The following is a 24,725-nucleotide window of genomic DNA, read 5'->3' as shown; positions in this document are numbered from 1 at the left end:
AGCATGGCTCTGGCGGGCATCAAGTCAATTGCCGCGCAATCAAAGCCTCGCCAGCAGCGTTGCGCGAACTGGCACTGAATGCCGCCCCGATCAGGTCTGGTGCGTCCTGGTCCGTCGCCAATATCGGACCATCGGCGTCCAGCTCCAGCAGCGTCAGATCGTCGAGAATGCTCGTCTTCACCCCAACTAGCATTTTATCCGCGCTGTCCCTGTATTGTCGCCTTGTTGGCGCTATATATCAGCTAGCCTAAGCCGTAAGGGGAAGCAAACTACATGATCGGCAGAGTGTTCTGCGCTGTTGTCCTGATTGCTGCGGCGGCGTCGTCTATTCAGGCTGAGCCATTTCACCACCCTTTTGGTGAGTGGCGCGAATATAATCGCGATTGGCTCGCCGTGTGCCCCGACGAGATCGATGAGGACGCGGTCGATTATTACGGAATTTCCTGTTTCGCCAGCACCGGCAGTAACGAGAAAAACGCCGCTGGCCTTCCAGCTTACAAACTCACCGTGTTCCGCAACCGCCTCAACGGCGATCTCGATATCGCCATAACGGTAGCCGCGGACGACGTCGCCATCGATCAGACGCGCCCCATAGAACTGGCAATGACCGGTGAGACGCCCGCGAACTTCGACTTTATCAACGATCTCGAAACACGCTACGACACCGCCAACCAGTTCTTCATCCGCGACCCTCTGCGCGAGGAAGCCTTGCTCGAGGCCATGCGCGATAGTGAAGCCGTAACGCTCTCCGTCCCATTGATCGACGTCGTCCCAGCTAAGGATGTGGCCTTGTCCCTGCGTGGTGTCGCCGCATCGATCGATTTCATGGCCACCTATGCGCGTCGGGTGGCGCAATACTAAAAGCCAACAGCGATACGCCGCCGCACAACACACGTTGACTGATCAGCCGATTTGCTGTCGGTTCGCCCCGCTTCCCTCCTAGGCTTTACTCCTATGCAATTTGCTCCTGGCGCTGCCCTGTTCTTCGACATCGACGGCACTCTGGCCGATACCGATCCGGTCCATCTCGAAGCCTTCAATCGCGTCTTCGAGCCGTTTGGCGAGTTCTTCGACCGGCCACGCTTCATCCGCGAGCTGCAGGGCTTTGCCAATGTCGACATCGCACGACGCCTGCTGCCGCAGCTGTCGCCTCAGGAAGGGCTGGCGGTTCTGGATCATAAGGAAGCTGTGTTCCGCGAACTGGCCCATACCGAAATTCACGCAGTACCCGGCCTGTTCTACCTGCTCGACCTAGCTGAAGCGGCCGGTTTGCCAATCGCAGCCGTCACCAACGCGCCTCGTGCCAATGCGGATCTGATCATCGACGGGCTCGGCATCCGCCAGCGTTTTGCCGCCATCGTCATCGGCGCCGAACTACCACACGGCAAACCGCACCCGCTGCCCTATCTGGAGGGGCTGCGCCTTCTCAATGCCAAGGCCGAGCTGTCGGTGGCCTTCGAAGATTCGCGCACTGGCATCGCGTCGTCGGTTGCTGCAGGTCTCGCAACCGTCGGCATCCGCACTAGCCTCGAAGACGTCGACCTCCGGGCTGTTGGTGCCGATATCACCACGGCAAGCTATGACGAGCAGTCTCTGCTCGATTTCATTGCGGCGCGCATCGCCATGGCTACGGTCTAGGCCTTCCTAGAAAAGGCTCATCTGCCGTTCTTCAAGCTTTGGCGCCACGAACAGATCGTTGCGCAGTCCGGGCAGCTTCACGTCCAGCCCATAGCGTTCGCGCGCTTTATCAAAGCGCTGGCGGAGCAGCGTTGCATAGGGGCCTTCACCGGTCATGCGGGTGCCCCAGCGCGAGTCATAATCCTTGCCGCCGCGCGTGTCGCGCACCAGCGACAGCACATGGCGAACCCTGTCCGGGAAATGGCGCAGCAGCCATTCGCGGAACACGTCGCGGACTTCGCCAGGTAGCCGCAGCAAGATCATCGACGCGCTGACCGCACCCTGCGCCTTAGCGGCATCGAGAATGCGCTCAAGTTCCATATCATTGATCGCGGGGATCATCGGCGAGGCGAACACCGCTACCGGAACGCCTGCTTCGCTGAGCAGCCGGATCGCTTCCAGCCGGCGGGCAGGGGAGGATGCGCGGGGCTCCATCCGGCGGCTCAGCTTGTGATCCATCGAGGTCATGGAAATCGCCACCTTCACCAGGCCCAGCTTGGCCAGTTCGGTGAGGATATCGAGGTCACGAATGATTAGCGACGATTTGGTCGTGATCATCACGGGATGCTTCGTCTCCAGCATGACTTCGAGGATGCCGCGCGTCAGTTTGTGCTCGCGCTCGGCCGGCTGATAGGGGTCCGTATTGGTGCCCATGGCGATCGGCTTGACCTTGTAGCTCTTGGCCGCCAGCTCGTTGCGCAGCGCGTCGACGGCGTTGACCTTCACATAGATGTCGCGCTCGAACTCGATGCCCGCCGAGTGGCCGAGGAAAGCGTGCGTGGGCCGCGCAAAGCAATAGGAACAACCATGCTCGCAGCCGCGATAGGCATTGATCGAGCGCTCGAAACCAATGTCCGGGCTGTCATTGGTGGTGATGATCGTCTTGGCGCGTTCGACATGTTCCACCGTCTCAAAGATCGAGAGCGGCTCCACATTGTCCCAACCGTCGTCAAAGCTCTCGCGCTTCTGCTTCTCAAATCGCCCGCTGACATTGGATTGCGCGCCGCGCCCACGAATACGGTCAGGGTTGAGCAGTTCGCGCCGCGCCAGATCGGCGTCGCGGCTGCGGCTGAGCATTTCAAGAGCTTCAAACGATGGGGCCTGATAGAGGGCCATGAGACTTCTCCTGCCGGGCGCTTGGCAGTCGAATCGTGACTGCAAAACATGTCTCAGGATGTAACAGTCGCGATGGAACAAAACAAGAACACAATGTCATTCCCGTATCACATATGGGCATGGGTCGCGACTTTCAACGGTGACTAACCCTTTAATTGCAACCCAGAAGTGCAATTCTGCGGGTGGACGGGGCCCGGGTGTGGGAATAAACAGATCGACCGTTTGGGGCTCGGGGAAAATGCTGCGCAACGCTAGATCGTTCATCTCGCGTTGGCCTGTTCCGACTTGCTGAATAAAAAACTTAACGACCCACTCTGCTGACATTCACTGTCGCAAAAATCATTCAAGGTGCTGTCGGTCTCCGCCGGCGCCGTTCGTCGTCCTGCTAGCGACGCAAATCTAGATTTAGGAAATATCATGAGTACTGATGCTGCCACATTCGACGCCGGACCTGTGAGCGCCCCAGTCACTGAGGACAATGCCGCGCGCAACAGGCTGGTCATTGCACTGCTTCTTGTTTCCGCTTTCGTGGTCATTCTCAACGAGACCATTATGGGCGTAGCCGTGCCGCATCTGATGGGCGACCTGGGCATTTCCGCAAATGCCGCCCAGTGGCTCACCACCGGCTTCCTGCTGACCATGGCGGTGGTCATTCCAATCACCGGCTATCTGCTGCAGCGCCTCAATACGCGCCCGGTTTTCACCCTGGCGATGAGCTTGTTTTCGCTCGGCACGCTGATCTGTGCCGTCTCCCCCGGCATTCAGCTGCTGATTGTCGGTCGCGTGGTTCAGGCCATGGGCACGGCCATCATGATGCCGCTGCTGATGACCACGGTTATGAACCTGGTGCCACCGCAGTCGCGCGGCAAGACGATGGGCAACATCTCCATCGTCATTTCCGTGGCGCCAGCTATCGGCCCAACCATTTCCGGCCTGATCCTGTCGGTCCTGGAATGGCGCTGGATGTTTATCCTCGTGCTACCGATCGCTCTGGGCGCGTTGGCGCTGGGCTCGACATTGATCAAGAATGTCACGGTTCCGACCAAGGCGCCGCTCGATATCGTCTCGGTTCTGCTGTCGATCATTGGCTTTGGCGGCTTCGTCTATGGGCTGAGCGGACTGGGCGAAGGCGCGCTGCATGCCGCGGATGCCGAAGTCTCGGCAGGCCTGCCAGCCTGGATTCCACTGGTCATTGGCGTCGTATTCATCGCCCTGTTCGTTTTCCGCCAGCTTTCGCTGCAGAAGGATAACAAGGCGCTGCTTGATCTGCGCACGCTCAAGTCCAAGAACTTCACCGTCTCGGTGGTGATGATGGCAATCCTCATGATGTCGATGTTTGGCACCATGATCCTGCTGCCGATCTTCCTGCAGAGTGTGGTTGGTCTCACCACCTTGCAGACTGGCCTGATGCTTCTGCCTGGCGGTCTGGTGATGGGCCTCTGCGCGCCCTTCGTTGGTCGTCTGTTTGATCGCTATGGTCCAACGCCGCTGATCGTTCCGGGCGCCATCCTGCTCAGCATCGTCATGTGGGGCCTGACTTTCGTACAGCAGGATACCCCGATCTGGCTGCTGCTTGCCGGTCACCTGACCCTCAGCATCGGTCTGGCATTGATGTTCACGCCGCTGTTCACCGCAAGCCTCGGTTCGCTAAAGCCAAACCTCTACTCGCATGGTAGCGCCATGATCGGCACCACCCAGCAGGTCGCCGGCGCGGCCGGTACGGCACTGTTCGTGGCTTTGATGACGCTCCAGACGGCCAGCCTTGTTGCAGGCGGCACCGAGCCGATTGCGGCGATGGCCGGCGGTATTCGCCTTGCCTTCTTCGTCGGCGCCATCATCTCGGTCTTTGCAGTGATCGCGGCCTTTTTCGTGCGCAAGCCGGAAGGCGGCGCACCCGGAATGACCCACGGCCACTAAGCATTCAGCGGCGCCTTACGGGGCGCCGTTTTTGTATGCGCCTCAGCGCTCGTTGAGCCGAGGCATCAATTCGACGAAGTTGCAGGGCTTGTGTCGATAATCGAGCTGGTGGCTCAAAATGCCTTCCCAGGCATCCCGACAAGCGCCGCGCGATCCCGGCAGGCAGAACACGAAGGTCGTGCCGATCAGGCCAGCGGTCGCGCGTGACTGGATCGAGCTGGTGCCCACCGTCGTCGCCGAATACTGGTGGAACAGCACGGAAAAACCTTCCATGCGCTTGTCGAACAGCGGCTCGACAGCCTCTGGCGTAATGTCTCGGCCTGAAAATCCCGTGCCGCCCGTCGTCAGCACCACGTCTACGTCTGGATCGGCGACAAAACCCTGCACTGCCTTGCGCACGAGCTGGATCTCGTCCCGCACCACAACGCGCTCGGCGCAGCGATGGCCATCGGCTTCCAGAAGTGATTTCAGCAGCGCGCCGCCCGTATCGGTCTCAAGCGTCCGCGTATCCGAGACAGCGATGACGGCAATGGAAAGGGGCTTGAAGTCCCGGTCCTCAAACTGTGCCGTCTTGAACATCGCGCTTCTCCTCGGGGGGCGTTGCCAACTCTTCGGGCACCGGCCGCTCGGCATGGCCCATCTCGGGGCTATCACTATCAGCCCGCGGATCGAGCACAATAGTTTCTGGCGTCACCTGCTTGTCATTGCCCATGGGCTGGAACGGCGCGCGATCGGCCGCGTCTTTGCTCTTACGCACACGCATGCGCAGGAATGCCGTCACGGCTAGCGCGCCATGGAACGTCGCCGTCACAAGGAACAGTCCCACTGGCGACCATGCTCCCATGATCAGCGAAGCAACGGCCGGGCCAATCGCCAGGCCAATGCCCAAGATCAGCAGCATGCCGCCAGCGATCTTGGCGAAATCGCCGTCCTTGGCGAAGTCGTTGGCATGAGCCACCGCGACCGCATAAATCGGGTTGGCGGCAAAACCATAGGCCGCAAACAGCACATACATGACCCATCCCGCCTCGGGATTGATGAGCACGGTCAAAGCGCCAACAACGGCTGCGAAGCCAGCCAATCCAATCAGCACAATGCGGCGGTCGATTCGGTCAGACAATCGCCCAAACGGGATTTGCGCGACCGCGCCGAGAATTGCGGCCACGGCAAACAGCAGCGCAATGCCGCTCGCATCCAGCCCTTGCTCATAGCCATAGACCGGAGCCAGCGTGCCGAAGGCACCATTGGCCATGCCCACCGAAAATGCAGCAATCGCCGCCACTGGCGAGGTTTTGTAGAGCAACACCACGTCAATCTTGGCCGAGGCAAGGGGACGCGGCTGCGGGCTCGAGGTCAGCGCCGTCGGCAGCACCGCGCAGATAAAGCTGATGGCGCCCAGAACGAACGGCAGATAACCGGCCGTTCCGGTCACCGACATGGCGATCTGGCCCATGGTCGAGGCCGCCATATTGATCGTCACATAGATCGAAAAGATAGTTCCGCGGCTCTTGTTTTCGGCAACTTCGTTGAGCCAGCTTTCAACGATCATCGCCGCGCCGGCAAAGCAGAAGCCCGATAGTGCGCGCAGCAAGATCCAGCTGACATCGTTGATCAGCAACAGGTTGAGCAGAATGGTGACAGTGCCGATGGCCGCCATCACCGAGAACGCCCGGATATGGCCAACCTTGCGCACCACCAGCGGTACCGTTATCGACCCGGCCACAAAGCCGACCGACCAGCCGGTGCCGATCAGGCCCAGCGATAGCAGTGAAAACCCTTCTTCCGCGCCGCGAACCGACAACAGCAGCCCCTGCAAGCCGCCGCCAAACATCAGCAGCGCGGACCCCAGGAACAGAGCGTAGATCTTGATTACAGAGGCCATGACGCTTTCGGCGGTGCAGGATCAGGAGGAACGTTGCAAATCACATGACGATGACCATAACGCGGCGATCCCAGAATGGCAGAGCGGAAATGCCCCCGCGGCGAGATTTTGTTTTTGCTGCGGAATCTGCCGCGTGCGGAAGCCCTTACCTCCCGCGCTGCCGAAGGTTTCCTCGTTCACACACCCACAGCGTCATTCCCGCAGAAACGGCAATCCCACTTCGGACAGCGAATTGATCGGGAGCTTCCCGCTTTGCGGAAGCAACGCGATCATCAAGGAGGGGCGTAGGTTAGGTTAGGTTAGGTTAGGTTAGGGGTAACTATGGTAGGGAAGGTGCAAATCCGTCAGCCCAGCCCCACCGAGCTCATCTTCACCTTCAACGCCAAAAGATCCGCCCAGGCCTGCTCCTTGGCCGGCGGGTTGCGCAGCAGATAGGCCGGGTGCAGCGTCGGAATGGCTTCGACCGTGTGATTGCCAATGGTCACGCTCGACCACTTGCCGCGCATCTTGATGATGCCCGCCGTGGTCGAAAACACCGTCTGCATGGCGGGGCCACCCAGCGTCATCACCAGCTTGGGCGCAACAAGCTCCACCTGTCGATTGAGGAAAGGCAGGCACAGCGCCATCTCTTCAGGGGTCGGCGTGCGGTTGCCCGGCGGCCGCCATGGCACGGTATTGGCAATGTAAACCTTGGTGCGGTCGAGCCCGATGGCGGCCAGCATGCGGTCGAGCAACTGCCCGGATTTGCCGACAAATGGCTTACCCTGCCGGTCCTCTTCCGCTCCCGGCGCTTCGCCAATCAGCATGATGTCGGCTTCGGGATTGCCGTCGGCAAATACCAGCTGCGTGGCGCGCAGCTTGAGCCCGCAACCATCATAGCTGCCCAAAATGGTCTGCAATTCGTCGAGCGTCTTCGCCGATGCCGCAAGGCTGCGCGCTTCAGACGGATCGCCGCCCAGCGGTAGTGTTTCGACAGGACGCTGCTCTGTTGAAGCATTTGCCGATGCGACAACAGGCATCACCCGCTGCGGCGGACGCTGCGCGAAGCGGTCGATTGGCTCTTCGCCCACGGCAACGTCAACGCCCGCAGCTCGATACCAGTCGAGCACGGCGAGCATTTCGTCGTGATTTAGCGGTCGCGTTTCAGCCATGTTCTCTGTTATGTCACAGCCCGTTTGGCGCGGCCAGCCGCGCTCGGAACGCTGTCAGGAAAAGTGGGCCCGGTTACGGTTCGACAGCGCGATACCTCAACTGGACGACAGAGGCACTCTATATGGCAGAAGCCGGTTCGCGCGAAACCCTTTCGACCGATGTGCTGATTGTTGGCGCGGGTCCATCGGGTCTGGCCGCCGCTATCCGCATCAAGCAACGCCACCCCGAAATCGCCGTCACCGTCGTTGAAAAGGCTGCAGAAATCGGCGGCCATATCCTGTCGGGCGCCGTTATGGACCCTGTCGGGCTCGACGCACTGATTCCCGACTGGCGGCAAAAAGGCGCGCCTGTCGGCCCCGATGTCACCAGCGACACCTACCATTTCCTCACCGCCAAGCACGATCTGGCGCTGCCGCACGCCCTGATGCCGCCCCAGCTCAAGACTCCGAACGGCGTCATCGTCAGCCTTGGCAATCTGGTGCGCTGGCTCGGCGAACAGGCGGCCGAACTTGGCGTCGACATTTTCCCTATGACCGCTGCGGTGGATGTCCTGAGTTCCGGCAATGGCCCGGTGCGCGGCATCATCACCGGCGATCTCGGCCGCGACCACAACGGCGACCCCAAGCCCGGCTTTGCCGAAGGCATCGCGCTCGAGGCCAAGTACACGTTGATCGCTGAAGGCGCGCGTGGCTCGCTGGCCAAACATGTCATCGCTTCGCACAGCCTGGCCCGCGAACCGCAGAAATACGGGCTCGGCATCAAAGAAGTCTGGGAAGTCCCCGCCGACCGCCACCGGCCCGGCAAGGTAGACCACTATCTTGGCTTCCCGCTCGATAATGCCACATCCGGCGGCGGGTTCGTCTATCACGCCGAAGACCGCAAGCTTTACGTCGGGCTCGTGACTTACCTCGATTACAAGAACCCGACGCTGTCGCCCTTCGACGAATTCCAGCGCTTCAAGACCCATCCCTCGGTCGCGCCGCTGCTAGAAGGTGCCACCCGCATCAGCTATGGCGCCCGCGCCGTCACCGCCGGTGGCTGGCAGTCCATTCCTACGCTTGCTTTCCCCGGCGGAGGCCTGATCGGCTGTGCGGCAGGCTTCATGAACGCGCCGCGCCTCAAGGCCATCCACAACGCCATTCTGTCCGGCATCGGCGCGGCAGACGCGGTGGCTGACGCCATCGGCATGGGCCGCCAGCACGATCTCATCGCCGATTTCGGTCAACGCATCATGGCCACCGGTATCTCGACCGAGTTGCAAGGCGTGCGTAACGTCAAGCCGCTCTGGACCAAGCTCGGCACCGTGGTCGGCGCGCTCGCTGCTGGCGTCGAACTTTGGACCTCGGCGATCTTCCGCCGCTCGCTGCTTGGCACGCTCCATCACGAAAAACAGGATTATCAGGGCCTGCAGCCCAAGGGCGCGCTACCCGCGATCACTTACCCACGCCCAGACGGCAAACTAACTTTCGACCGCGCGTCCTCCGTCTACCTCGCCAATCTGGCGCATGACGAAGACCAGCCGGTCCATCTCTTGCTGGCTGATCCGGCCGTGCCCGTCCGCGACAACCTGCCCAGATTTGGCGAACCTGCGCCGCTCTATTGTCCTGCAGGGGTTTATGAAATGGCCGAAGAAGGCGCCGCGCCGGTATTCCGCATCCACGCTGCCAACTGCGTCCACTGCAAGACTTGCGACATCAAAGACCCGGCCCAGAACATCACCTGGGTGCCTCCCGAAGGGGGCAGTGGCCCCAACTACAGCGGAATGTGACCCATAGATGGATCACGCTATGTGGCGCGCCCTTGCGGCGCAGTCCCAAAACGGACAATCTTCGCGCCCAGAACGGGCCCAATAGGCCAAGGGAGTTTCCAGTCTCGTGAAATCGCTTCTGAACCGCTTCGCGCGTCCGGCGCTAGTCGCCCTGCTACTGTCAGCGACCGTCATGTCGAGCACGACAATGGCGCAGCCAGTCCTGACCGCGCAGTCAGACCCGCTGGCCCGTTTCAACGTCATGCCATTGTTCCGCAGCAGCGTATCTGGCGCTTATATGGCCGGCCAGCAGGCGTTGCAGGATCTACGCACCGAAGAAGCTGCGCGCTATTTCGCTCAGGCGGCCATCAGTGACTGGGACAATCCGTTGCTCGTCGAGCGCGCCTTCATCGCCTATGCCGCCGATGGTCAGATCGGGCAGGCGGCTTCGACCGCCAAGCATCTGCTGGACCTCGACCGCAATAATGAACTGGCCGAACTCGTTGTCGCCGCCGAGGCGCTCAAGGAGCGCCGCTATGGCGCCGCCGAACGGCTGCTCAACACTATCAGCCCCGATAGCTTTACCGGCATCACCGCCAGCATTCTGCGCGCTTGGGCTCTGATCGGCGACAACCGCAAGGCTGATGCCGACGCGGTTATGGATCGCTTAGGAAAAACCGGCCTCGGCGATTTCCTGGTGTTCCACCGCGCACTGATGGCCGAAGTGGCAGGCGACAGCGCCGGCGCTATCGATCTGGCCCGCCGCGCTCACGAAGCCGAGCCCTACGTCGCCCGCATTACCGAAGTTTATGCCCGCACGCTGGCCAATGCCGGTCGCTTCGATGAAGCGCTCGAAGTCATCAACGATTTTGAAGCGCAGGGTGCCACGCACCCCATCGTCACCGTTGTCAAAGACCAGATCGAAGCCGGTCAGCGTCCCGGCATTTTCGCCTCCAATGTTCAGGTCGGCTCGGCCGAAATGTTCCACGGCATCGGCGTTGCCCTGGCCCGCGATGGCAATCTCGATCTGTCGTTGGTCTTCCTGCGTCTGGGCCTCTACCTCGACCCATCCGCCGATGTGATCTCACTGGTGCTAGGCCAGCTGCTCGATGGTGCCGACCAGCATGCCGCCGCCAACGCCATTTATGAAGCAGTGCCGCCCACCTCGGCCATGAAGCCAACGGCTGTCGTGCGCGTCGCACAAAACCTTGATGCCATTGGCGATCGTAAAGAAGCCCTGCGCCGCCTCAACAACATTGTGGTCAGCCAGCCCGAAGACCTCGATGCTGTGTCGGTGCTCGGCGATATGCTGCGCTACGACGAGCAGTATATTCCGGCAGCGGACGCCTACACCAAGGCGCTCAAGTTGACCGGCGGCGAGCGCCCATCCGATTGGCGCTTCTACTACGTGCGCGGCATCGCCTATGAGCGCGCCAAGGAATGGCCAAAAGCCGAAGCCGATTTCCTCAAGGCTCTTGAACTCAATCCCGACCAGCCAGCCGTGCTGAACTATCTCGGCTATAGCTGGATCGATCAGGACATGAATCTCGAGCCCGCGCTGGAGATGATCGAAAAGGCTGTCGCGGCGCAGCCACAGGATGGCTACATCGTCGATTCGCTGGGTTGGGCTTTCTACAAGCTCGGCCGGATCGACGAAGCGGTGACCACGCTCGAAAAGGCAGCCATGCTGCGGCCCAACGATGCCGAGATCAACGACCATCTGGGCGATGCTTACTGGAAGGCCGGGCGCAAGCTTGAGGCCAAGTTCCAGTGGCGCGTTGCGGCCTCGGTCGACACCGTCGGCAACGTCAAGGAACGCGTCGCTCCCAAACTTGTCGACGGGCTCACCGAAGCCAACGCAACTCAATAGCTGGATGCCCGAACCAATCGTCCAGCTCGCGCCGGCCAAGGTCAACCTGGCCCTGCACGTTACGCGTCGCCGTGAAGACGGCTACCACGATCTCGAAAGCCTCGTCGTCTTCGCCGACGTGGCCGACGAGCTCTCGGCGACGCCTGCCGATATAGATTCGCTGAGCATCAGTGGCCCCTTCGCCAAGGCGCTGGGCACAGGCGAATCCAATCTGGTCTCCAGTGCCGTCGCTGCATTTCGGGCGCGCTGGCCCGATGCCGTCAAAACTGCGTTGTCGCTGCGGCTGGTCAAAAACCTGCCCGTTGCTGCGGGCATTGGCGGTGGCTCAGCCGACGCGGCGGCTGCATTGCGCTTGATGGCGAGCTTGTCTGAGCATCCTGTGCCGATGGCCGAACTGGCCGACATTGCGACAGCGCTTGGGGCAGACGTTCCGTCCTGCCTCGTTTCCATGCCGCTGGTGGCGCGCGGTGTCGGCGAGGTGCTGACCCCTCTGCCCGAGTTCCCGGCCTGCCATATCGTGCTGGTCAATCCGATGGTGCCACTGGCCACGGCCGACGTCTTCCGCCGCCTGCGCGCCCACGACAATTATCCATTGCCCGAATTGCCGACGCCCCTGACACGCCCCGCACAGCTCGGCATCTGGCTCGCCGAAACCCGCAACGACCTGCAGCCGCCCGCCGTCAAGCTGGTGCCGATAATCGGTGACATCGTCGAACAACTCGCCGCCACCCAAGGCTGCATCCTTGCCCGCATGTCAGGTTCTGGCGCGACAGTCTTCGGCCTGTTCGGCTCCGCCGGGCAAGCGCATCAGGCCGCACAGGTTATGCGCGCCCATAACCCAGACCATTGGGTTGCGGCAGCGCCGGTGATTGTGCCCTGAAAGGGTAAGAGAAGTGCCTGCTTCACCTCTTCCTTGCGGGAGAGGTCGGCGCGTAGCGCCGGGTGAGGGGGCCTTGCTAGGGTGTATACTCGCTAGCGACTAAAACGCCCGAGCCACGCTGTGCTCGACGACTTCACCCAATAGCGCCCGCATTTCGGACTGGGGCAAAATCTCAAGTGCCTGCTGTGCGGCGCGGGCATGGCCCTGGGCCTGTTCCAGCGTACGTTCCAGCGTCTTGTAGCGTTCCATAATGGCGACGACGGCGTTGACCTGTGCGTCGGTAGCTTCGGCATCGCCGAGTGCCTTGCCGATGGTGGCGCGCTCATCCTCGGTGCCTTCCGACAGCGCCAGAATCACCGGCAGTGTCATCTTGCCTTCGCGCAGATCGTCGCCGGTGTTCTTGCCAAGCGTGCCGGCTTGCCCACCATAGTCGAGCACGTCGTCAACAAGTTGGAAGGCGTTGCCCAGCTCAAGGCCGTAGCGCGCCAAAGCCTGACGTCCGGCCGCATCGGCGCCGCCGGACATGGCGCCAACTTCGCACGCCGCCTGGAACAGCACTGCAGTCTTGGCACGGATCACTTCGGCATAGTCGGCCGGTGTGGTGGTCAGGTCGCCGGTCTTGGAGAGCTGGAACACTTCGCCTTCGGCCATCACGGCCGATGCTGCAGAGAGCACGCCCAAAGCGCCGATGTCGCCGGTTTCCACCATCATCATGAAGGCCTGGCCGAGCAGGAAGTCGCCGACCAGGATCGAGGCCTTGTTGCCCCAGACCATGCGGGCCGCAGGCTTGCCGCGGCGCATATCGCTCTCGTCCACCACGTCGTCGTGCAGCAGCGTGGCGTTGTGCATAAATTCTACGGCTGCTGCGAAATTGATCGCGCTGCCAGTGCCTTTTTTGAACAGTTGGGCAGCGGCCACGGTCAACATCGGCCGCAGGCGCTTGCCGCCGCTTTCGATGAGATAGCGCGCCAGTTCCGGCACCATATCGACATGGGAATGCGCACGGCTGAGAATCAGCTCGTTTACGCGGCTCATATCAGTGGCGGTCGCCACCAGAAGCCGTTCGACCGGATTGCTCACCGGCTCTTCTTTGATCTGCGTCAGAACTGACACTGTTGTTCCGTCCTCGTTTGCCGACATCGGGCAAATCTGGTTGAGCCTTGTGCACCCGCGCATATAAGGTCGCGTCGAAACCGGCCATTCGGGGTGCGATGTCCCTAGACCAGCCCATAGCCTTTGTAAAACACCAATCCGTTACGCGCGACGCCTTTTTGGGTGGTCGGCTGACTCTGTCGCAGCCTAGTCACGGCTTTCGGGCCGGGCTTGATAGCGTTTTGCTGGGCGCTGCGGTGTCGCTCGGCAGCAAAAAACTGCTCGATCTGGGCTGCGGCGTCGGCACCGCCGCATTCGTTGCGATGACGCACAACGCTTCGCTTTTAGGCACGCTCGCCGACCAGAACGAGGACGCGACAGCGCTGGCGCGTAGCAATGCCGACGAAAACGGCCTCGGCGACCGAACTACAGTCCTCCTCGCCAATGTCACCGGGAAAGGCGCGGACCGTCACGCGGCCGGGCTCGCTGACAACGCCTTCGACAGCGTCATCGCCAATCCGCCATTCTTTACTGATGGCACGCTTGCCGCCGATCCGGGCCGGGCAGGGGCCCGCCATCTCGATGCGACATCGCTCGATCTGTGGATCAAGACCGCTGCGGGCACCGCCAGCGCGGGGGGCGAAATCATCTTTGTCTATCCAGCCCAAAGCCTTGCGCCGCTGCTCTCCGGTTTCACCCAGCGCTTTGGCAATGTCACCGTCCTGCCGCTCACACCACGTCCGGGCGAGCCCGCCAGCCGCATACTGATCCGGGGCATCAAGGGCTCTCGCGCGCCATTAACGCTGTTGGCCAGCCGCGCCTTGCACGAGGCGGCGGGGCGCGATTTTGCGCCCGAGTTTGACGCAATCTTTCGTGGGACGGCCCGCCTCGTCTGGTAATCGACGGCGCGACGCCCTAAATCTGGCGCGAAGCAAGAAGGATCGAGCATGGCCGAACCGACCACGCCGAAAAGAAACTGGCTGCAGCGCCTGATCGGGCGCAGCAAAACCACCATTCCCGTCATTCGCCTGCATGGCGTCATCGCTGCCGAACAGCGTCAGGGGCGGCTCAATATTGCCAGCGTCGCGCCGCTGCTCAAACGCGCCTTTTCCGTCAAGTCGGCGCCAGTCATTGCCATCATCGTCAACTCGCCCGGCGGCTCGCCGGTGCAAAGCCGGCTGATCGCCAAGCGCATCCGCGATCTTGCCGACGAGCACAACAAGCCCGTGCTGGTCTTCGTCGAAGATGCAGCCGCATCCGGCGGATATTTCATCGCGGTGGCAGGAGACGAAATCATCGTCGACCCATCCTCGATCGTTGGCTCCATCGGCGTCATCATGGCTGGCTTCGGCTTTGTCGGTGCGCTCGAAAAGCTGGGCATAGAACGCCGCGTTCATACTGCTGGCAACAACAAGTCGACGCTTGACCCGTTCCTGCCCGAAAAGCAGAGCGACATCGAACGCATCAAGCAGTTCGAAATCGATATCCACAACGTCTTCATCGACGTCGTGAAAACCCGTCGCGGCGCCAAGCTTAGGGCTGCCGACGATGCGCTGTTCACCGGCGAGTGGTGGACGGGCATCCGTGCCGTCGATCTGGGCCTCGCCGATTCCATCGGCGACATCCACGAAGTCCTCCACACTCGCTATGGCAAGGATATCGAGCTCAAAGTCATTGAACCCAAACGCCCCTGGTTTGGCGTGCCACGCATCGGCTTTGCGGCGGGTCTGGCAGGCGACATCTCGGCCACCGTTGAGGATCGCTCCGTCTGGGCGAGGTTTGGGCTATGACCGGCATGTTGCTGCGTGTTTTGATCTTTGTCATCATTGGCATCGCCATCTGGCTGGGCGTCCGCAAGATCTGGCGTGACTGGACCGGCCAGTTCAAGGCCGAAGACGAAGAGGTCAAGCGCCTGCGTCGCGAACGCGACCTTCGCGAACGTGAACAACCCGGCGTTATCGACCTCAAACGCGACGAAGACGGCACATATCGCCCCGGCGACGACGACAAACGCCGTTGACCATAACGGACGGTCAAACTAGAGGTTTGTCCCGCATATTAGGGACTGCCACATGACCAACCGCCCGTCGCATATGGACCCGAAGAACTCGTTCCAGGGTCTGATCCTCACGCTCCAGCAGTTCTGGGCGGAGCAGGGCTGTGTGATCTTGCAGCCCTATGACATGCCAATGGGTGCGGGCACGTCCCACACGGCGACCGTTTTGCGCGCGCTCGGGCCAAAGCCCTGGAACGCCGCTTACGCCCAGCCGTCGCGCCGCCCCAAGGATGGCCGCTATGGCGAAAACCCGAACCGGCTGCAGCACTATTATCAGTTCCAGGTGATCCTCAAGCCATCACCAGACAACATTCAGGACCTCTACCTCAAGTCGCTCTATGCCATTGGCATCGATCCGAAGGTGCACGATCTGCGCTTTGTCGAAGACGATTGGGAAAACCCGACGCTTGGCGCCTGGGGCCTGGGCTGGGAAGTCTGGTGCGACGGCATGGAAGTCAGCCAGTTCACCTATTTCCAGCAAGTCGCCGGCTTTGAATGCAATCCGGTTGCGGGCGAACTGACCTATGGTCTGGAGCGTCTGGCCTGTTATCTACAGAACGTCGACTCCATCATGGAGCTCAACTTCAATGGCGGCACTGGTGAGAACAAGGTCACCTATGCCGACGTGTTCCTGCAGAACGAGCAGGAATCGAGCCGCTACAATTTCGAGGCCGCCGACACCGAAATCCTGTTCCGCCACTTCGCCGATGCGGAAAAGGAATGCCGCGCCGTGCTGGCCAAGGGCACGGTTGGCGATCGCCAGACCATGGCAATCCCGGCCTATGAGCAGGTGCTCAAAGCTGCGCACAACTTCAACCTGCTCGATGCACGCGGTGTCATTTCTGTCACCGAGCGCCAGAGCTATATTCTGCGCATTCGCGAATTGGCCAAGGCCTGCGGCGAAGCCTGGCTGCACACGGCAGGCGGCGGCGCCGCCTGACCCTTTGGGTAAAGCCTAGCCTTCGACTGGCGGGGTCACTGTCAGCACTGTCAGCATATGCCGACGGCCATCCCGGCTGCGCCAGGTGATGGACTGGCCAACGCGCAGCCCGATCAGGGCCGTACCCACGGGCGTCATGATGGAAATCTTGCCTGCCGCAATGTCGGCATCCACCGGATAAACCACCGTCACCTTCGGCTCCTGGCCGGTATCGGTGCGGTAGCTGACGGTCGAGCCCATGCGCACGATATCGTTGGGCACATGCGTGTCGTCCACGATCTGCGCGCGCTCCAGCTCATAGAGCAGGTCGTCGGACTGATCGGGGGTGTGGGTCAGGCCCGCCATGGCCAGAATGTTGAGCTGGCGGTGGTCTGCTGCGCTCAGCACGATGGCTGGGTTCAGGTCGTTAGATTGTGTGTCTGTCATTTTAGATTGTCTCGAATAGCCGTCGTCGCGCACGATTGCGCGCCGTCTCGGCAGGGAATGATTGAAAAATATGATGCGCCAGATCGCGCGATGAACGCGGCGAGCCTACCCTAAGCAGGCGCCGGCGCTGCGGGCATGCTTAGGGGTGTGATCCTACGAGAGGATTTTCCAGCCAATGTTCAGCGCTTCTAATCATGCACATAAGCTAGTGCGGCTTTGGCAGAAGTCAAGCGGCGGCCATTGCGTGCTTGCTGGCGGAGTGCCAATGTCCGCCCAATAGTTTGAATTGCTTGCGGGGGTTGAGCATATGTTCGGTTGGATTATTCTTGGCGTAATCGTCGTCGCGGCGCTCTACGCGGTCACCATCTACAACGGCTTGGTCAAAAACCGGCAGATGGTGGAAGAGGGCTGGTCCGGCATCGACGTGCAGCTCAAGCGCCGCACCGACCTCATCCCCAACCTGATGGAAACCGTTAAAGGCTATATGAGCCACGAGCGCGAAACGCTCGAAGCAGTGACCAATGCCCGCGCAGCAGCCACAAGTGCCGCCAATGGCACGCCCGAACAACGTGCTGCCGCCGAAGGCCAGCTGTCCTCTGCCCTGGGTCGCCTGATCGCGACCGCCGAGGCCTATCCGGACCTCAAGGCCAACACGACCTTCCTTGAATTCCAGGCTGCTTTGCAAACTGTCGAAGACGAGATCCAGATGGCCCGCCGCTACTACAATGGCGCCGTGCGTAACCTCAATGTCATGGTCGAATCGGTTCCGTCCAATTTTATCGCCGGTCCATTCGGCTTTCAGAAGGCGCAGTATTTCGAGCTCGAGAACGAGGCCGACCGCGCCGTTCCTTCCGTCAAGTTCTGATCTGCCATGCGCCTGCTGCTTCGCTTCGTCGTCGGTGCGTTGATTGCGCTAACACTGGCCCTGCCGGTCGCTGCGCGTGAGGAGATTTCAGGCTTTGCGGCCGATGTCACCTTGCGCACCGATGGCTCGGTCCGTGTCATTGAAACCATCGACATCAACGCCGAAGGCATAGACATCAGGCGCGGCATCTATCGCGATATTCCAACGGTTCAGCTGTCGATATCCGGCCAGAAGATCCGCTCGGAACTGGACGTGGCCACCGTCACCCGCGACGGCGCCAGTGAGCCTTATCGCACTGAACGAATGGGCGATTTCGTCCGCATCTGGATCGGCGACAGCGACCAGTTCGTCACGCGTGGCAAACACCGTTACGTCGTCACCTACACCATGGCCCGCATGGCGCGCAGCTTTGACGATCACGACGAACTCTATTGGAACGCCACCGGCAATTACTGGATTTTCCCGATCGTTCGCTCGGTCGCCCGTGTCACGCTGCCCGAAGGCGCGGTGATTTCCGATCTGGTCGCCTATACCGGCGATGTCGGCTCGACCGAACAGGCGGTGACCATCACGCGCACCTCCGACAACACTGCAACCTTTCGCACCGACCGCCCGCTAGCGGCAGGCGAGGGGATGAGCTTCGCGATCAAGTTCCAGAAGGGCATCCTTATCGCTCCCACCGGCATCGATGCGCTGCTGCAATGGCTGTCCGACATGCGCGAGGTGTTCCTGCCGATTCTCGGCGTGGTGCTGGTGCTCGGCTATAACGTCACGGCCTGGAACCGGGTTGGCCGCGATCCGCCCAAGGGCACGATCATCCCACTGTTTCATGCCCCCAAGGACTTTTCCCCGGCCCTGACGCACTACGTGCACAACTGGGGTTTCAAGGGTTGGACGGCCTTCACCTCGGCTTTGTTCGACCTTGGCGTCAAAGGGCTGGTCAAGATCGACAATCCCAAAAACGGTTTGTCAGTGACGGTCACCGACACCGCGCCAAAAACACCGCTGCCGGGTGGCGAGCAGAACCTGTTCGACTACCTCAAGACCAAGGGCACAGTGTCGGTCGACAAGGACAACGGGGTCGAGCTGAACAAGCAGCGCGCGGCGTTCCAGTCGGCCATCGAAAGCGAAAACCGCAGCGTCTGGTTCAATCACAACACCAGCTTTGCCATCTTCGGCGTGATTCTCGCCGCCGGTATTTTGGTGGCCATGGTCTGGCTCGATGTGCTCGAACCGATCTGGCTGATCGTCGGTATCGTTGTCGGCGTGGTGCTTGGCCTGTTCAGCACGGTCGCCGAAGCCTTGTGGAAGGGCAACGCCTTCAGCAAGTTCTTCATCCTGCTTTGGGTCGTGATCGCAGGCCTCAATTTCATCGGCGGCGGGCTTGAAGCCTTCACCCACATCACGATCAACACCGCAGGCGTTGCAGCAGCATCCATTGTGCTGATCACCGTCATCTTCGCGGTGCTAATGCGCGCCCCGACCATTCAGGGCCGCAAGGTCATGGACCAGATCGATGGGCTAAAGCTCTATCTCGATACAGCCGAAAAGAACCGCATGAACATTGTCGGCGAACCGCCGATGACCATCAGCCGCTTCGAGCGCCTTCTGCCCTATGCCATTGCGCTCGGCGTCGAAAAGCCCTGGGCCGAACACTTCGAGGCCGAACTGGCGCGCAACGCCGTCAGCGATATCGAACGCGGCACGGTCTATAGCCCCTATTGGTACAGCGGCAGCGCTGGGTCCTTCTCGCCCGGCAAAATCTCCAATTCCATCGGTGCCGCAGCGGCGGGCATGACGGCAGCCATGGTCGCGGCACAGCCGGTTCAGGCCAGCTCATCCGGCTTCAGCTCAGGCGGCGGAGGCGGCGGTGGTGGTTTTTCCGGTGGCGGCGGTGGCGGCGGCGGTGGTGGCGGCTGGTAATCGCCAATAGACATCGCGCCTTCCCCAAGCTAAGCAAAACCGCGCTTTCTAACCCTTGGTATTGCTATGCCCGAACTGCTGCTTGAACTCTTCTCCGAGGAAATCCCGGCCCGCTTCCAGCGTCGTGCTGCCGATGATCTCAGAAAAGCGGTCACCAACGCTCTGGTGGATGCGGGTCTGGTCTATGAAGGCGCCAAGGCATTTGTCACGCCGCGCCGTCTGGCGCTGACCGTGACCGGCCTGCCGGCTCGCTCGCCCGATACGCGCGAAGAAAAGAAGGGCCCCAAGGTTGGCGCGCCACAGCCCGCCATCGACGGCTTCCTGCGCGCGGCCGGGCTAAGCTCAATTTACCAGGCCAAGGTCGAAAGCGATCCGAAAAAGGGCGATTTCTACGTCGCCCATATCAACAAACCCGGTGCCGAAGCGGTCGAGCTGCTGTCGGGCATTCTGCCAAAGATCCTGACCGATTTCCCATGGGCCAAGTCGATGCGCTGGGGCAATGGCAGCTTCAACTGGGTCCGCCCGCTACGCGCCATCACCGCCACTTTCGGAGCTGAAAACGAAGAGCCGGTCGTTATCCCATTCGGCACCAATCAGGTGTCCTCTGGCCAGACCACCTACGGCCACCGTTTCCTCGCGCCAGAGCCAATCCGGGTACGCCGCTTTGACGACTATGTGGCAGCGCTTGAACGCGCCAAGGTCGTGCTCGACATCGACCGCCGCAAGGACATTATCAAGACCGATGCAGAGCAGTTGGCCTTTGCGCAGGGTCTGACCGTCATCAATGACGAAGGCCTGCTCGAGGAAGTCGCAGGGCTTGTCGAATGGCCGGTGGTCATGATGGGCTCGTTCGATCCCGATTTCCTGCGCCTGCCCGAAGAAGTCATCATCGCCACCATTCGCGCCAATCAGAAATGCTTCTGCCTGCGCGATGCCAATGGCAAGCTGGCGCCCAACTTCATCATCACGGCCAATACCGAGGCCACCGATGGCGGCGCGGTGATCACCGCCGGCAATGAGCGCGTCATTCGCGCCCGCTTGAGCGATGCCGTGTTCTTCTACGATGGTGACCTGGCGCTGCCGCTCGAGCATGGCCTGCCCAAGCTTGAAGAAACCGTCTTCCATGCCAAGCTCGGCAGCCAGTTCGCCCGTGTTGAACGCCTGGTCAAGCTCGCCGCCGAAATCGCCCCGCAGGTCGGTGCCGATCCAGAACGCGCCAAGCGCGCCGCCATGCTCGCCAAGGCCGATTTGACCACCGGCATGGTCGGGGAATTCCCCGAACTGCAGGGCCTGATGGGCCGCTATTATGCCGCCGCACAGGGCGAGCCAGCCGACATCGCGACGGCCGTCGAAATGCACTATAAGCCGCTCGGCCCCACCGATCGCGTGCCCACCGAGCCAACCTCGATTGCAGTTGCGCTGGCCGACAAGCTCGACCTGTTGACCGGCTTCTGGGCCATCGACGAAAAGCCCACCGGCTCGCGCGACCCCTTCGCCCTGCGCCGTGCTGCGCTGGGCGTCATCCGCATCATCTCGGAAAACAACCTCAAGCTGCCGCTTCAGGTGGAGCCCGACCTGCTGGCCTTCTTCCACGATCGCCTCAAGGTTTCCCTGCGCGACGCTGGTGCTCGCCACGATCTGGTGGATGCGGTGATCTCCACCGACAGCAATGACATCCTGCAGGTCACCCAGCGCGCCGAGGCGCTTTCGGCGCTGCTGTCGTCGGCTGACGGTCAGAACCTGCTGGCCGGCTACAAGCGCGGCGCCAACATCCTTGCTGCCGAGGAAAAGAAGGACGGCAAGCCGTTCTCCGGCACTGTCGATCAGGATGCGCTGAAACTGCCGGAAGAGACCGCCTTGGCCATCGCCGTCGATGCCGTTCATGCCGCTGTTTCAAGCCATGTCGCTGCGAACGACTACAAGGGCGCCATGGCCGAACTCGCCACCCTCCGCGCCCCGGTCGATGCGTTCTTCACCGCCGTTCTGGTCAACGACGCCGACCCGGTCGTTCGCATCAATCGCCTGAACCTTCTGGCCCGACTGCGCGACACGATGCATCTGGTTGCCGACTTCTCGAAGGTGGCCGGCTAGCTAAAAGTCGACCCTGTGGTGAGCTTGTCGAACCACGAGGTCTCACGCCGGCAGCGCGCATAGCACGCTGCCAAGCGTGGTGGTGAACATGAACGAAGCTTCGCCATTTGCCTCGGTCGTGAAGCTGCCCTTAAGGTCGATATCGGCCAGCGGGCCGCTGACGGCCGAGACGCTGTTGCCGGATGAGGCCACCTGGCCTGTGCCACCCAAAGTGACCTTGCTCTGGAAATCATAGTCGCCCGCGACCAGTAGCGTCAGCGTGCCAAACGCTCGGCCGCTCATGTCGACACATTGATAAATTCCCGGCGGCGGGAACTGGGCCAGCGCTGGCAGTGTTGTCAGCGCGAGGGCAGCGAGGCCGATGACAAATGGTTTGATCATCACCAGATGTTGCGCTTCGCCACGCCCAATGCAAAATCAATCTGGCGCGACCAAAGGAAAAATCCATGAGCGTTGGCTTGCTTGCGTTGCTCGATGATGTTGCTGGGCTGGTAAAAGTGGCGGCGGCGTCGCTCGACGATATTGCGGGGCAGGCGGCCAAGGCCGGTGTCAAAGCCGCCGGCGCAGTGATCGACGATGCGGCGGTGACTCCGCGTTATGTCGACGGTTTTACTGCTGACCGCGAACTGCCCATCGTCGGCAAGATCGCCTGGGGCTCTATCAAGAACAAGCTGATCTTCCTGCTGCCTGCAGCGCTGATCCTGAGCTTTTTCCTGCCCTGGGCCATCACGCCACTGCTGATGATCGGCGGCGCCTATCTCTGCTATGAGGGGGCCGAAAAGGTCTTCCACGCCTTGCGTCCGCATGACGCCGAGGCGCATGAAGCCTCGCTGGAGCCTGCTGCCCTCAATGCGGTGACGCTTGAGGAGGAAAAGGTTTCCGGCGCGATCAAGACAGATTTCATTCTCTCGGCCGAGATCATGACCATCGCGTTGGCTGCTATCGAAGCGCCCGATATTTGGACCCGCGCCATCATTCTGGCCATCGTCGGTATCGGGATTACGCTAGTCGTTTATGGTGGTGTGGCGCTGATCGTAAAGGCCGATGATGCCGGGTTGTGGCTCGCCAAAAACGGTCGCACCCATACTGGCCGCGCGATAGGTCGCGGGCTGGTCAAAGGCATGCCCGTGTTCATGCAGGTGCTTGGCGTTGTCGGCACGGCCGCCATGATCTGGGTCGGTGGCGGCATCCTCGCCCATGGTCTGGTGAGCTTCGGTATCACCGGCCCCGAACACATCGTCGAAGCGGCTGCCGAATGGGCTGCGCATCTGGTGCCATCCATCGGTGGATTCGCCGGATGGGCCATGACGGCGCTGATCGACGGTATCGGCGGGCTGGCCTTCGGGTTTTTGATGATCCCGGTGGCGGGCTATCTCATCGCGCCAGCGTGGAAGGCGATCAAGGGCGTTTTGCCCAAGCGGGCCTAGTGCCACGCCCTCGTGGTTCGAGGCTCGTAAGAATTCGCACCTCACCATGAGGGGTACTTTTAGCTCAATCTTGAAGGCTACTTCTGGCTCAATGTTCCAGTAGCCCTCATGGTGAGGTGGGAGCGCAGCGACCCTCGAACCACGAGGGCGTGCTCCAAAATCACCGCCCCTTAAACGGCGCCATGCCTTCACGCGCCAACTCATCGGCGCGCTCGTTGAGATCATGCCCGGCATGGCCCTTCACCCAGTGCCACGATACCTGATGGCGCTTGGTGGCTTCGTCCAGTGCCTGCCATAGCTCGACATTCTTGACCGGCTTCTTGTCGGCGGTCTTCCAGCCGTTCTTCTTCCAGCCATGCATCCAGCTTTGGACGCCGTTCTTGACGTATTGGCTGTCGGTATGGAGCTCGATGGTGCAGGGCCGGGTCAACGCGTTGAGCGCTTCGATGGCGGCGGTCAGCTCCATCTTGTTGTTGGTGGTCAGTGCCTCGCCGCCCTTGAGCTCCTTGGACTTATCCCCATACTGCAAAATCGCGCCCCATCCGCCGGGCCCCGGATTGCCCGAGCATGCGCCGTCGGTGTGGATGATGACGGTGTCGGTCATGAGCAAATTCCAAGTCGTCGCGACGGCCACAGCTTACTGCAGGCGGACATGCGCGGGGATAAGTCGATTAGCGAGAGACGGCAGCTTCGATGGTGCGCAGCTCGCGGGGAATGTTGAAGGCGATGTTTTCCTTGGCCGTCACACGGGCCTCGACCTTGATGTCGTAGCGCTGCGCAAAGGCCTCGATCACTTCATCGACCAGCTTTTCGGGAGCCGAAGCACCCGCTGAAACGCCCAGTGTCTTGATGCCTTCGAGCCGCGACCAATCGATCTCGGCGGCACGGTCGACCAGCATGGAAACCTTGCAGCCGGCGCGTTCGGCGACTTCCACCAGACGCAGCGAGTTCGACGAATTTGACGAACCCACCACGATCATCGCATCAACCTCAGGCGCTACGGCCTTGATGGCCTCCTGCCGGTTTGTCGTGGCGTAGCAGATGTCTTCCTTATGCGGACCGTTGATGGCCGGGAACCGGCCCTTCAGCGCGCCGACGATTTCGCGGGTGTCGTCCACCGACAGCGTGGTCTGCGTCACAAAGGCCAGCGTCAGCGGGTCCTTCGGTTCAAACACCAGCGCGTCGGCCACGGTTTCGACCAGCGTGATGGCGCCGGGCGGCAATTGCCCCATCGTGCCAACCACTTCGGGGTGACCCTTATGGCCGATCAGCACGATTTCGTGACCCTCGGCAAAATGGCGCTGCGCTTCCACATGCACCTTGCTCACGAGCGGGCAGGTTGCATCGAGGAAGAACATGTTGCGGCTCTTGGCATCAGCTGGCACTGACTTGGGCACGCCATGCGCCGAGAACACCACAGGAGCGCCGGTTTCCGGGATTTCGCTCAGCTCTTCGACAAAGATTGCGCCCTTGTCGCGCAGGCCATCGACCACGTATTTGTTGTGCACGATGGCGTGGCGCACATAGACCGGCGCGCCGTATTTTTCGAGCGCAAGCTCAACAATCTGGATGGCTCGATCGACGCCCGCGCAAAATCCGCGAGGGGCACAGAGCAGAATGTCTAGTTGTGGCCGCTTTTCCATATGAGATGAGATGCTTTCGTC

The 24,725-nt window shown here is 61.2% G+C and carries 24 protein-coding genes; 14 read left to right on the top strand and 10 right to left on the bottom strand.

The window, feature by feature from the left end; all coding sequences use genetic code 11:
* Positions 1 to 19: 19 nt before the first annotated feature.
* A complete protein-coding gene (locus tag ABIE28_RS12650) occupies positions 20 to 193 on the bottom strand; it encodes a hypothetical protein (RefSeq protein WP_354063439.1) in 174 nt (57 codons plus the stop codon).
* Between the two features lie 80 nt (positions 194 to 273).
* On the opposite strand from ABIE28_RS12650, the gene ABIE28_RS12645 reads away from it, so the two are divergent.
* Both ABIE28_RS12645 and ABIE28_RS12640 read left to right on the top strand, forming a co-directional pair.
* Positions 274 to 861, top strand: coding sequence for a hypothetical protein (locus tag ABIE28_RS12645; protein ID WP_354063437.1), 588 nt, complete (start codon positions 274 to 276; stop codon positions 859 to 861).
* A 93-nt stretch (positions 862 to 954) separates the two neighbouring features.
* Entirely contained in the window at positions 955 to 1,638 is a 684-nt protein-coding gene (locus ABIE28_RS12640; RefSeq protein ID WP_354063435.1) for an HAD family hydrolase, read from the top strand.
* Between the two features lie 6 nt (positions 1,639 to 1,644).
* Here ABIE28_RS12640 and ABIE28_RS12635 read toward each other — a convergent pair whose 3' ends face one another.
* Positions 1,645 to 2,793 (bottom strand): PA0069 family radical SAM protein, encoded by a 1,149-nt coding sequence (locus ABIE28_RS12635; RefSeq protein WP_354063434.1) that lies wholly within the window; start codon positions 2,791 to 2,793, stop codon positions 1,645 to 1,647.
* Between the two features lie 417 nt (positions 2,794 to 3,210).
* On the opposite strand from ABIE28_RS12635, the gene ABIE28_RS12630 reads away from it, so the two are divergent.
* Entirely contained in the window at positions 3,211 to 4,710 is a 1,500-nt protein-coding gene (locus ABIE28_RS12630; RefSeq protein WP_354063432.1) for an MDR family MFS transporter, read from the top strand.
* A 42-nt stretch (positions 4,711 to 4,752) separates the two neighbouring features.
* On the opposite strand, the gene moaB is transcribed toward ABIE28_RS12630, so the two are convergent.
* The 3 genes from moaB to ABIE28_RS12615 all read right to left on the bottom strand — a co-directional run bounded on the left by moaB (position 4,753) and on the right by ABIE28_RS12615 (position 7,743).
* Positions 4,753 to 5,289, bottom strand: a complete 537-nt coding sequence (gene moaB, locus ABIE28_RS12625; RefSeq protein ID WP_354063430.1) for a molybdenum cofactor biosynthesis protein B — start codon at positions 5,287 to 5,289, stop codon at positions 4,753 to 4,755.
* Positions 5,267 to 6,592, bottom strand: a complete 1,326-nt coding sequence (locus ABIE28_RS12620) for an MFS transporter (RefSeq protein ID WP_354063428.1) — start codon at positions 6,590 to 6,592, stop codon at positions 5,267 to 5,269. The genes moaB and ABIE28_RS12620 overlap by 23 nt, the downstream gene beginning before the upstream one ends.
* A 344-nt stretch (positions 6,593 to 6,936) precedes the next feature.
* A complete protein-coding gene (locus ABIE28_RS12615; RefSeq protein WP_354063427.1) occupies positions 6,937 to 7,743 on the bottom strand; it encodes a uracil-DNA glycosylase in 807 nt (268 codons plus the stop codon).
* A gap of 122 nt (positions 7,744 to 7,865) precedes the next feature.
* Between ABIE28_RS12615 and ABIE28_RS12610 the strand changes: the two genes are divergently transcribed.
* The 3 genes from ABIE28_RS12610 (at position 7,866) to ABIE28_RS12600 (ending at position 12,241) form a co-directional block, all read left to right on the top strand.
* Positions 7,866 to 9,512 (top strand): electron transfer flavoprotein-ubiquinone oxidoreductase, encoded by a 1,647-nt coding sequence (locus tag ABIE28_RS12610; RefSeq protein WP_354063425.1) that lies wholly within the window; start codon positions 7,866 to 7,868, stop codon positions 9,510 to 9,512.
* 106 nt (positions 9,513 to 9,618) lie between these two features.
* On the top strand, positions 9,619 to 11,361 hold the full coding sequence (locus ABIE28_RS12605) for a tetratricopeptide repeat protein (protein WP_354063423.1): 1,743 nt from the start codon (positions 9,619 to 9,621) through the stop codon (positions 11,359 to 11,361).
* 4 nt (positions 11,362 to 11,365) lie between these two features.
* Positions 11,366 to 12,241 (top strand): 4-(cytidine 5'-diphospho)-2-C-methyl-D-erythritol kinase, encoded by an 876-nt coding sequence (locus ABIE28_RS12600; protein ID WP_354063421.1) that lies wholly within the window; start codon positions 11,366 to 11,368, stop codon positions 12,239 to 12,241.
* 99 nt (positions 12,242 to 12,340) lie between these two features.
* On the opposite strand, the gene ABIE28_RS12595 is transcribed toward ABIE28_RS12600, so the two are convergent.
* Positions 12,341 to 13,276 (bottom strand): polyprenyl synthetase family protein, encoded by a 936-nt coding sequence (locus tag ABIE28_RS12595; protein ID WP_354066448.1) that lies wholly within the window; start codon positions 13,274 to 13,276, stop codon positions 12,341 to 12,343.
* 176 nt (positions 13,277 to 13,452) lie between these two features.
* Here ABIE28_RS12595 and ABIE28_RS12590 point away from each other — a divergent pair, with 176 nt between their 5' ends.
* From ABIE28_RS12590 to ABIE28_RS12575, 4 genes are read left to right on the top strand one after another with little or no spacing between them, the layout of a single operon-like run.
* A complete protein-coding gene (locus tag ABIE28_RS12590; protein WP_354063419.1) occupies positions 13,453 to 14,232 on the top strand; it encodes a tRNA1(Val) (adenine(37)-N6)-methyltransferase in 780 nt (259 codons plus the stop codon).
* A gap of 48 nt (positions 14,233 to 14,280) precedes the next feature.
* Positions 14,281 to 15,123, top strand: coding sequence for a S49 family peptidase (locus ABIE28_RS12585; RefSeq protein ID WP_354063417.1), 843 nt, complete (start codon positions 14,281 to 14,283; stop codon positions 15,121 to 15,123).
* A complete protein-coding gene (locus ABIE28_RS12580) occupies positions 15,120 to 15,353 on the top strand; it encodes a hypothetical protein (protein ID WP_354063415.1) in 234 nt (77 codons plus the stop codon). Before ABIE28_RS12585 ends, ABIE28_RS12580 begins: the two co-directional genes overlap by 4 nt.
* Positions 15,354 to 15,405: 52 nt before the next feature.
* Positions 15,406 to 16,329 carry a glycine--tRNA ligase subunit alpha gene (locus ABIE28_RS12575; protein WP_354063413.1) on the top strand — a complete coding sequence of 308 codons (924 nt, stop codon included), beginning with the start codon at positions 15,406 to 15,408 and terminating at the stop codon, positions 16,327 to 16,329.
* A gap of 15 nt (positions 16,330 to 16,344) precedes the next feature.
* On the opposite strand, the gene rnk is transcribed toward ABIE28_RS12575, so the two are convergent.
* Positions 16,345 to 16,755 carry a nucleoside diphosphate kinase regulator gene (gene rnk, locus ABIE28_RS12570; RefSeq protein WP_354063411.1) on the bottom strand — a complete coding sequence of 137 codons (411 nt, stop codon included), beginning with the start codon at positions 16,753 to 16,755 and terminating at the stop codon, positions 16,345 to 16,347.
* Between the two features lie 307 nt (positions 16,756 to 17,062).
* Here rnk and ABIE28_RS12565 point away from each other — a divergent pair, with 307 nt between their 5' ends.
* The 3 genes from ABIE28_RS12565 to glyS all read left to right on the top strand — a co-directional run bounded on the left by ABIE28_RS12565 (position 17,063) and on the right by glyS (position 21,634).
* Positions 17,063 to 17,620 carry a LemA family protein gene (locus ABIE28_RS12565; protein ID WP_354063409.1) on the top strand — a complete coding sequence of 186 codons (558 nt, stop codon included), beginning with the start codon at positions 17,063 to 17,065 and terminating at the stop codon, positions 17,618 to 17,620.
* Between the two features lie 6 nt (positions 17,621 to 17,626).
* Positions 17,627 to 19,543: a DUF2207 domain-containing protein gene (locus ABIE28_RS12560; RefSeq protein ID WP_354063407.1), complete on the top strand. Its 1,917-nt coding sequence runs from the start codon at positions 17,627 to 17,629 to the stop codon at positions 19,541 to 19,543.
* A gap of 66 nt (positions 19,544 to 19,609) precedes the next feature.
* A complete protein-coding gene (gene glyS / locus ABIE28_RS12555; RefSeq protein ID WP_354063405.1) occupies positions 19,610 to 21,634 on the top strand; it encodes a glycine--tRNA ligase subunit beta in 2,025 nt (674 codons plus the stop codon).
* A 42-nt stretch (positions 21,635 to 21,676) separates the two neighbouring features.
* Here glyS and ABIE28_RS12550 read toward each other — a convergent pair whose 3' ends face one another.
* Positions 21,677 to 22,015 (bottom strand): hypothetical protein, encoded by a 339-nt coding sequence (locus ABIE28_RS12550; RefSeq protein ID WP_354063403.1) that lies wholly within the window; start codon positions 22,013 to 22,015, stop codon positions 21,677 to 21,679.
* Positions 22,016 to 22,080: 65 nt separating this feature from the next.
* Between ABIE28_RS12550 and ABIE28_RS12545 the strand changes: the two genes are divergently transcribed.
* On the top strand, positions 22,081 to 23,061 hold the full coding sequence (locus tag ABIE28_RS12545) for a DUF808 domain-containing protein (RefSeq protein ID WP_354063401.1): 981 nt from the start codon (positions 22,081 to 22,083) through the stop codon (positions 23,059 to 23,061).
* A 160-nt stretch (positions 23,062 to 23,221) separates the two neighbouring features.
* On the opposite strand, the gene rnhA is transcribed toward ABIE28_RS12545, so the two are convergent.
* Positions 23,222 to 23,665 carry a ribonuclease HI gene (gene rnhA / locus ABIE28_RS12540; protein WP_354063400.1) on the bottom strand — a complete coding sequence of 148 codons (444 nt, stop codon included), beginning with the start codon at positions 23,663 to 23,665 and terminating at the stop codon, positions 23,222 to 23,224.
* 67 nt (positions 23,666 to 23,732) lie between these two features.
* Complete coding sequence (ispH, locus tag ABIE28_RS12535) at positions 23,733 to 24,704, bottom strand: 4-hydroxy-3-methylbut-2-enyl diphosphate reductase (RefSeq protein WP_354063398.1); 972 nt, start codon at positions 24,702 to 24,704, stop codon at positions 23,733 to 23,735.
* Positions 24,705 to 24,725 lie beyond the last annotated feature (21 nt).

The organism is Devosia sp. 2618, assembly GCF_040546815.1.
In the GTDB taxonomy this organism is placed as follows: domain Bacteria; phylum Pseudomonadota; class Alphaproteobacteria; order Rhizobiales; family Devosiaceae; genus Devosia.
The sequence above is the reverse complement of the archived record's forward strand: the minus strand, read 5'-3'. Positions and strand labels throughout refer to the sequence as shown.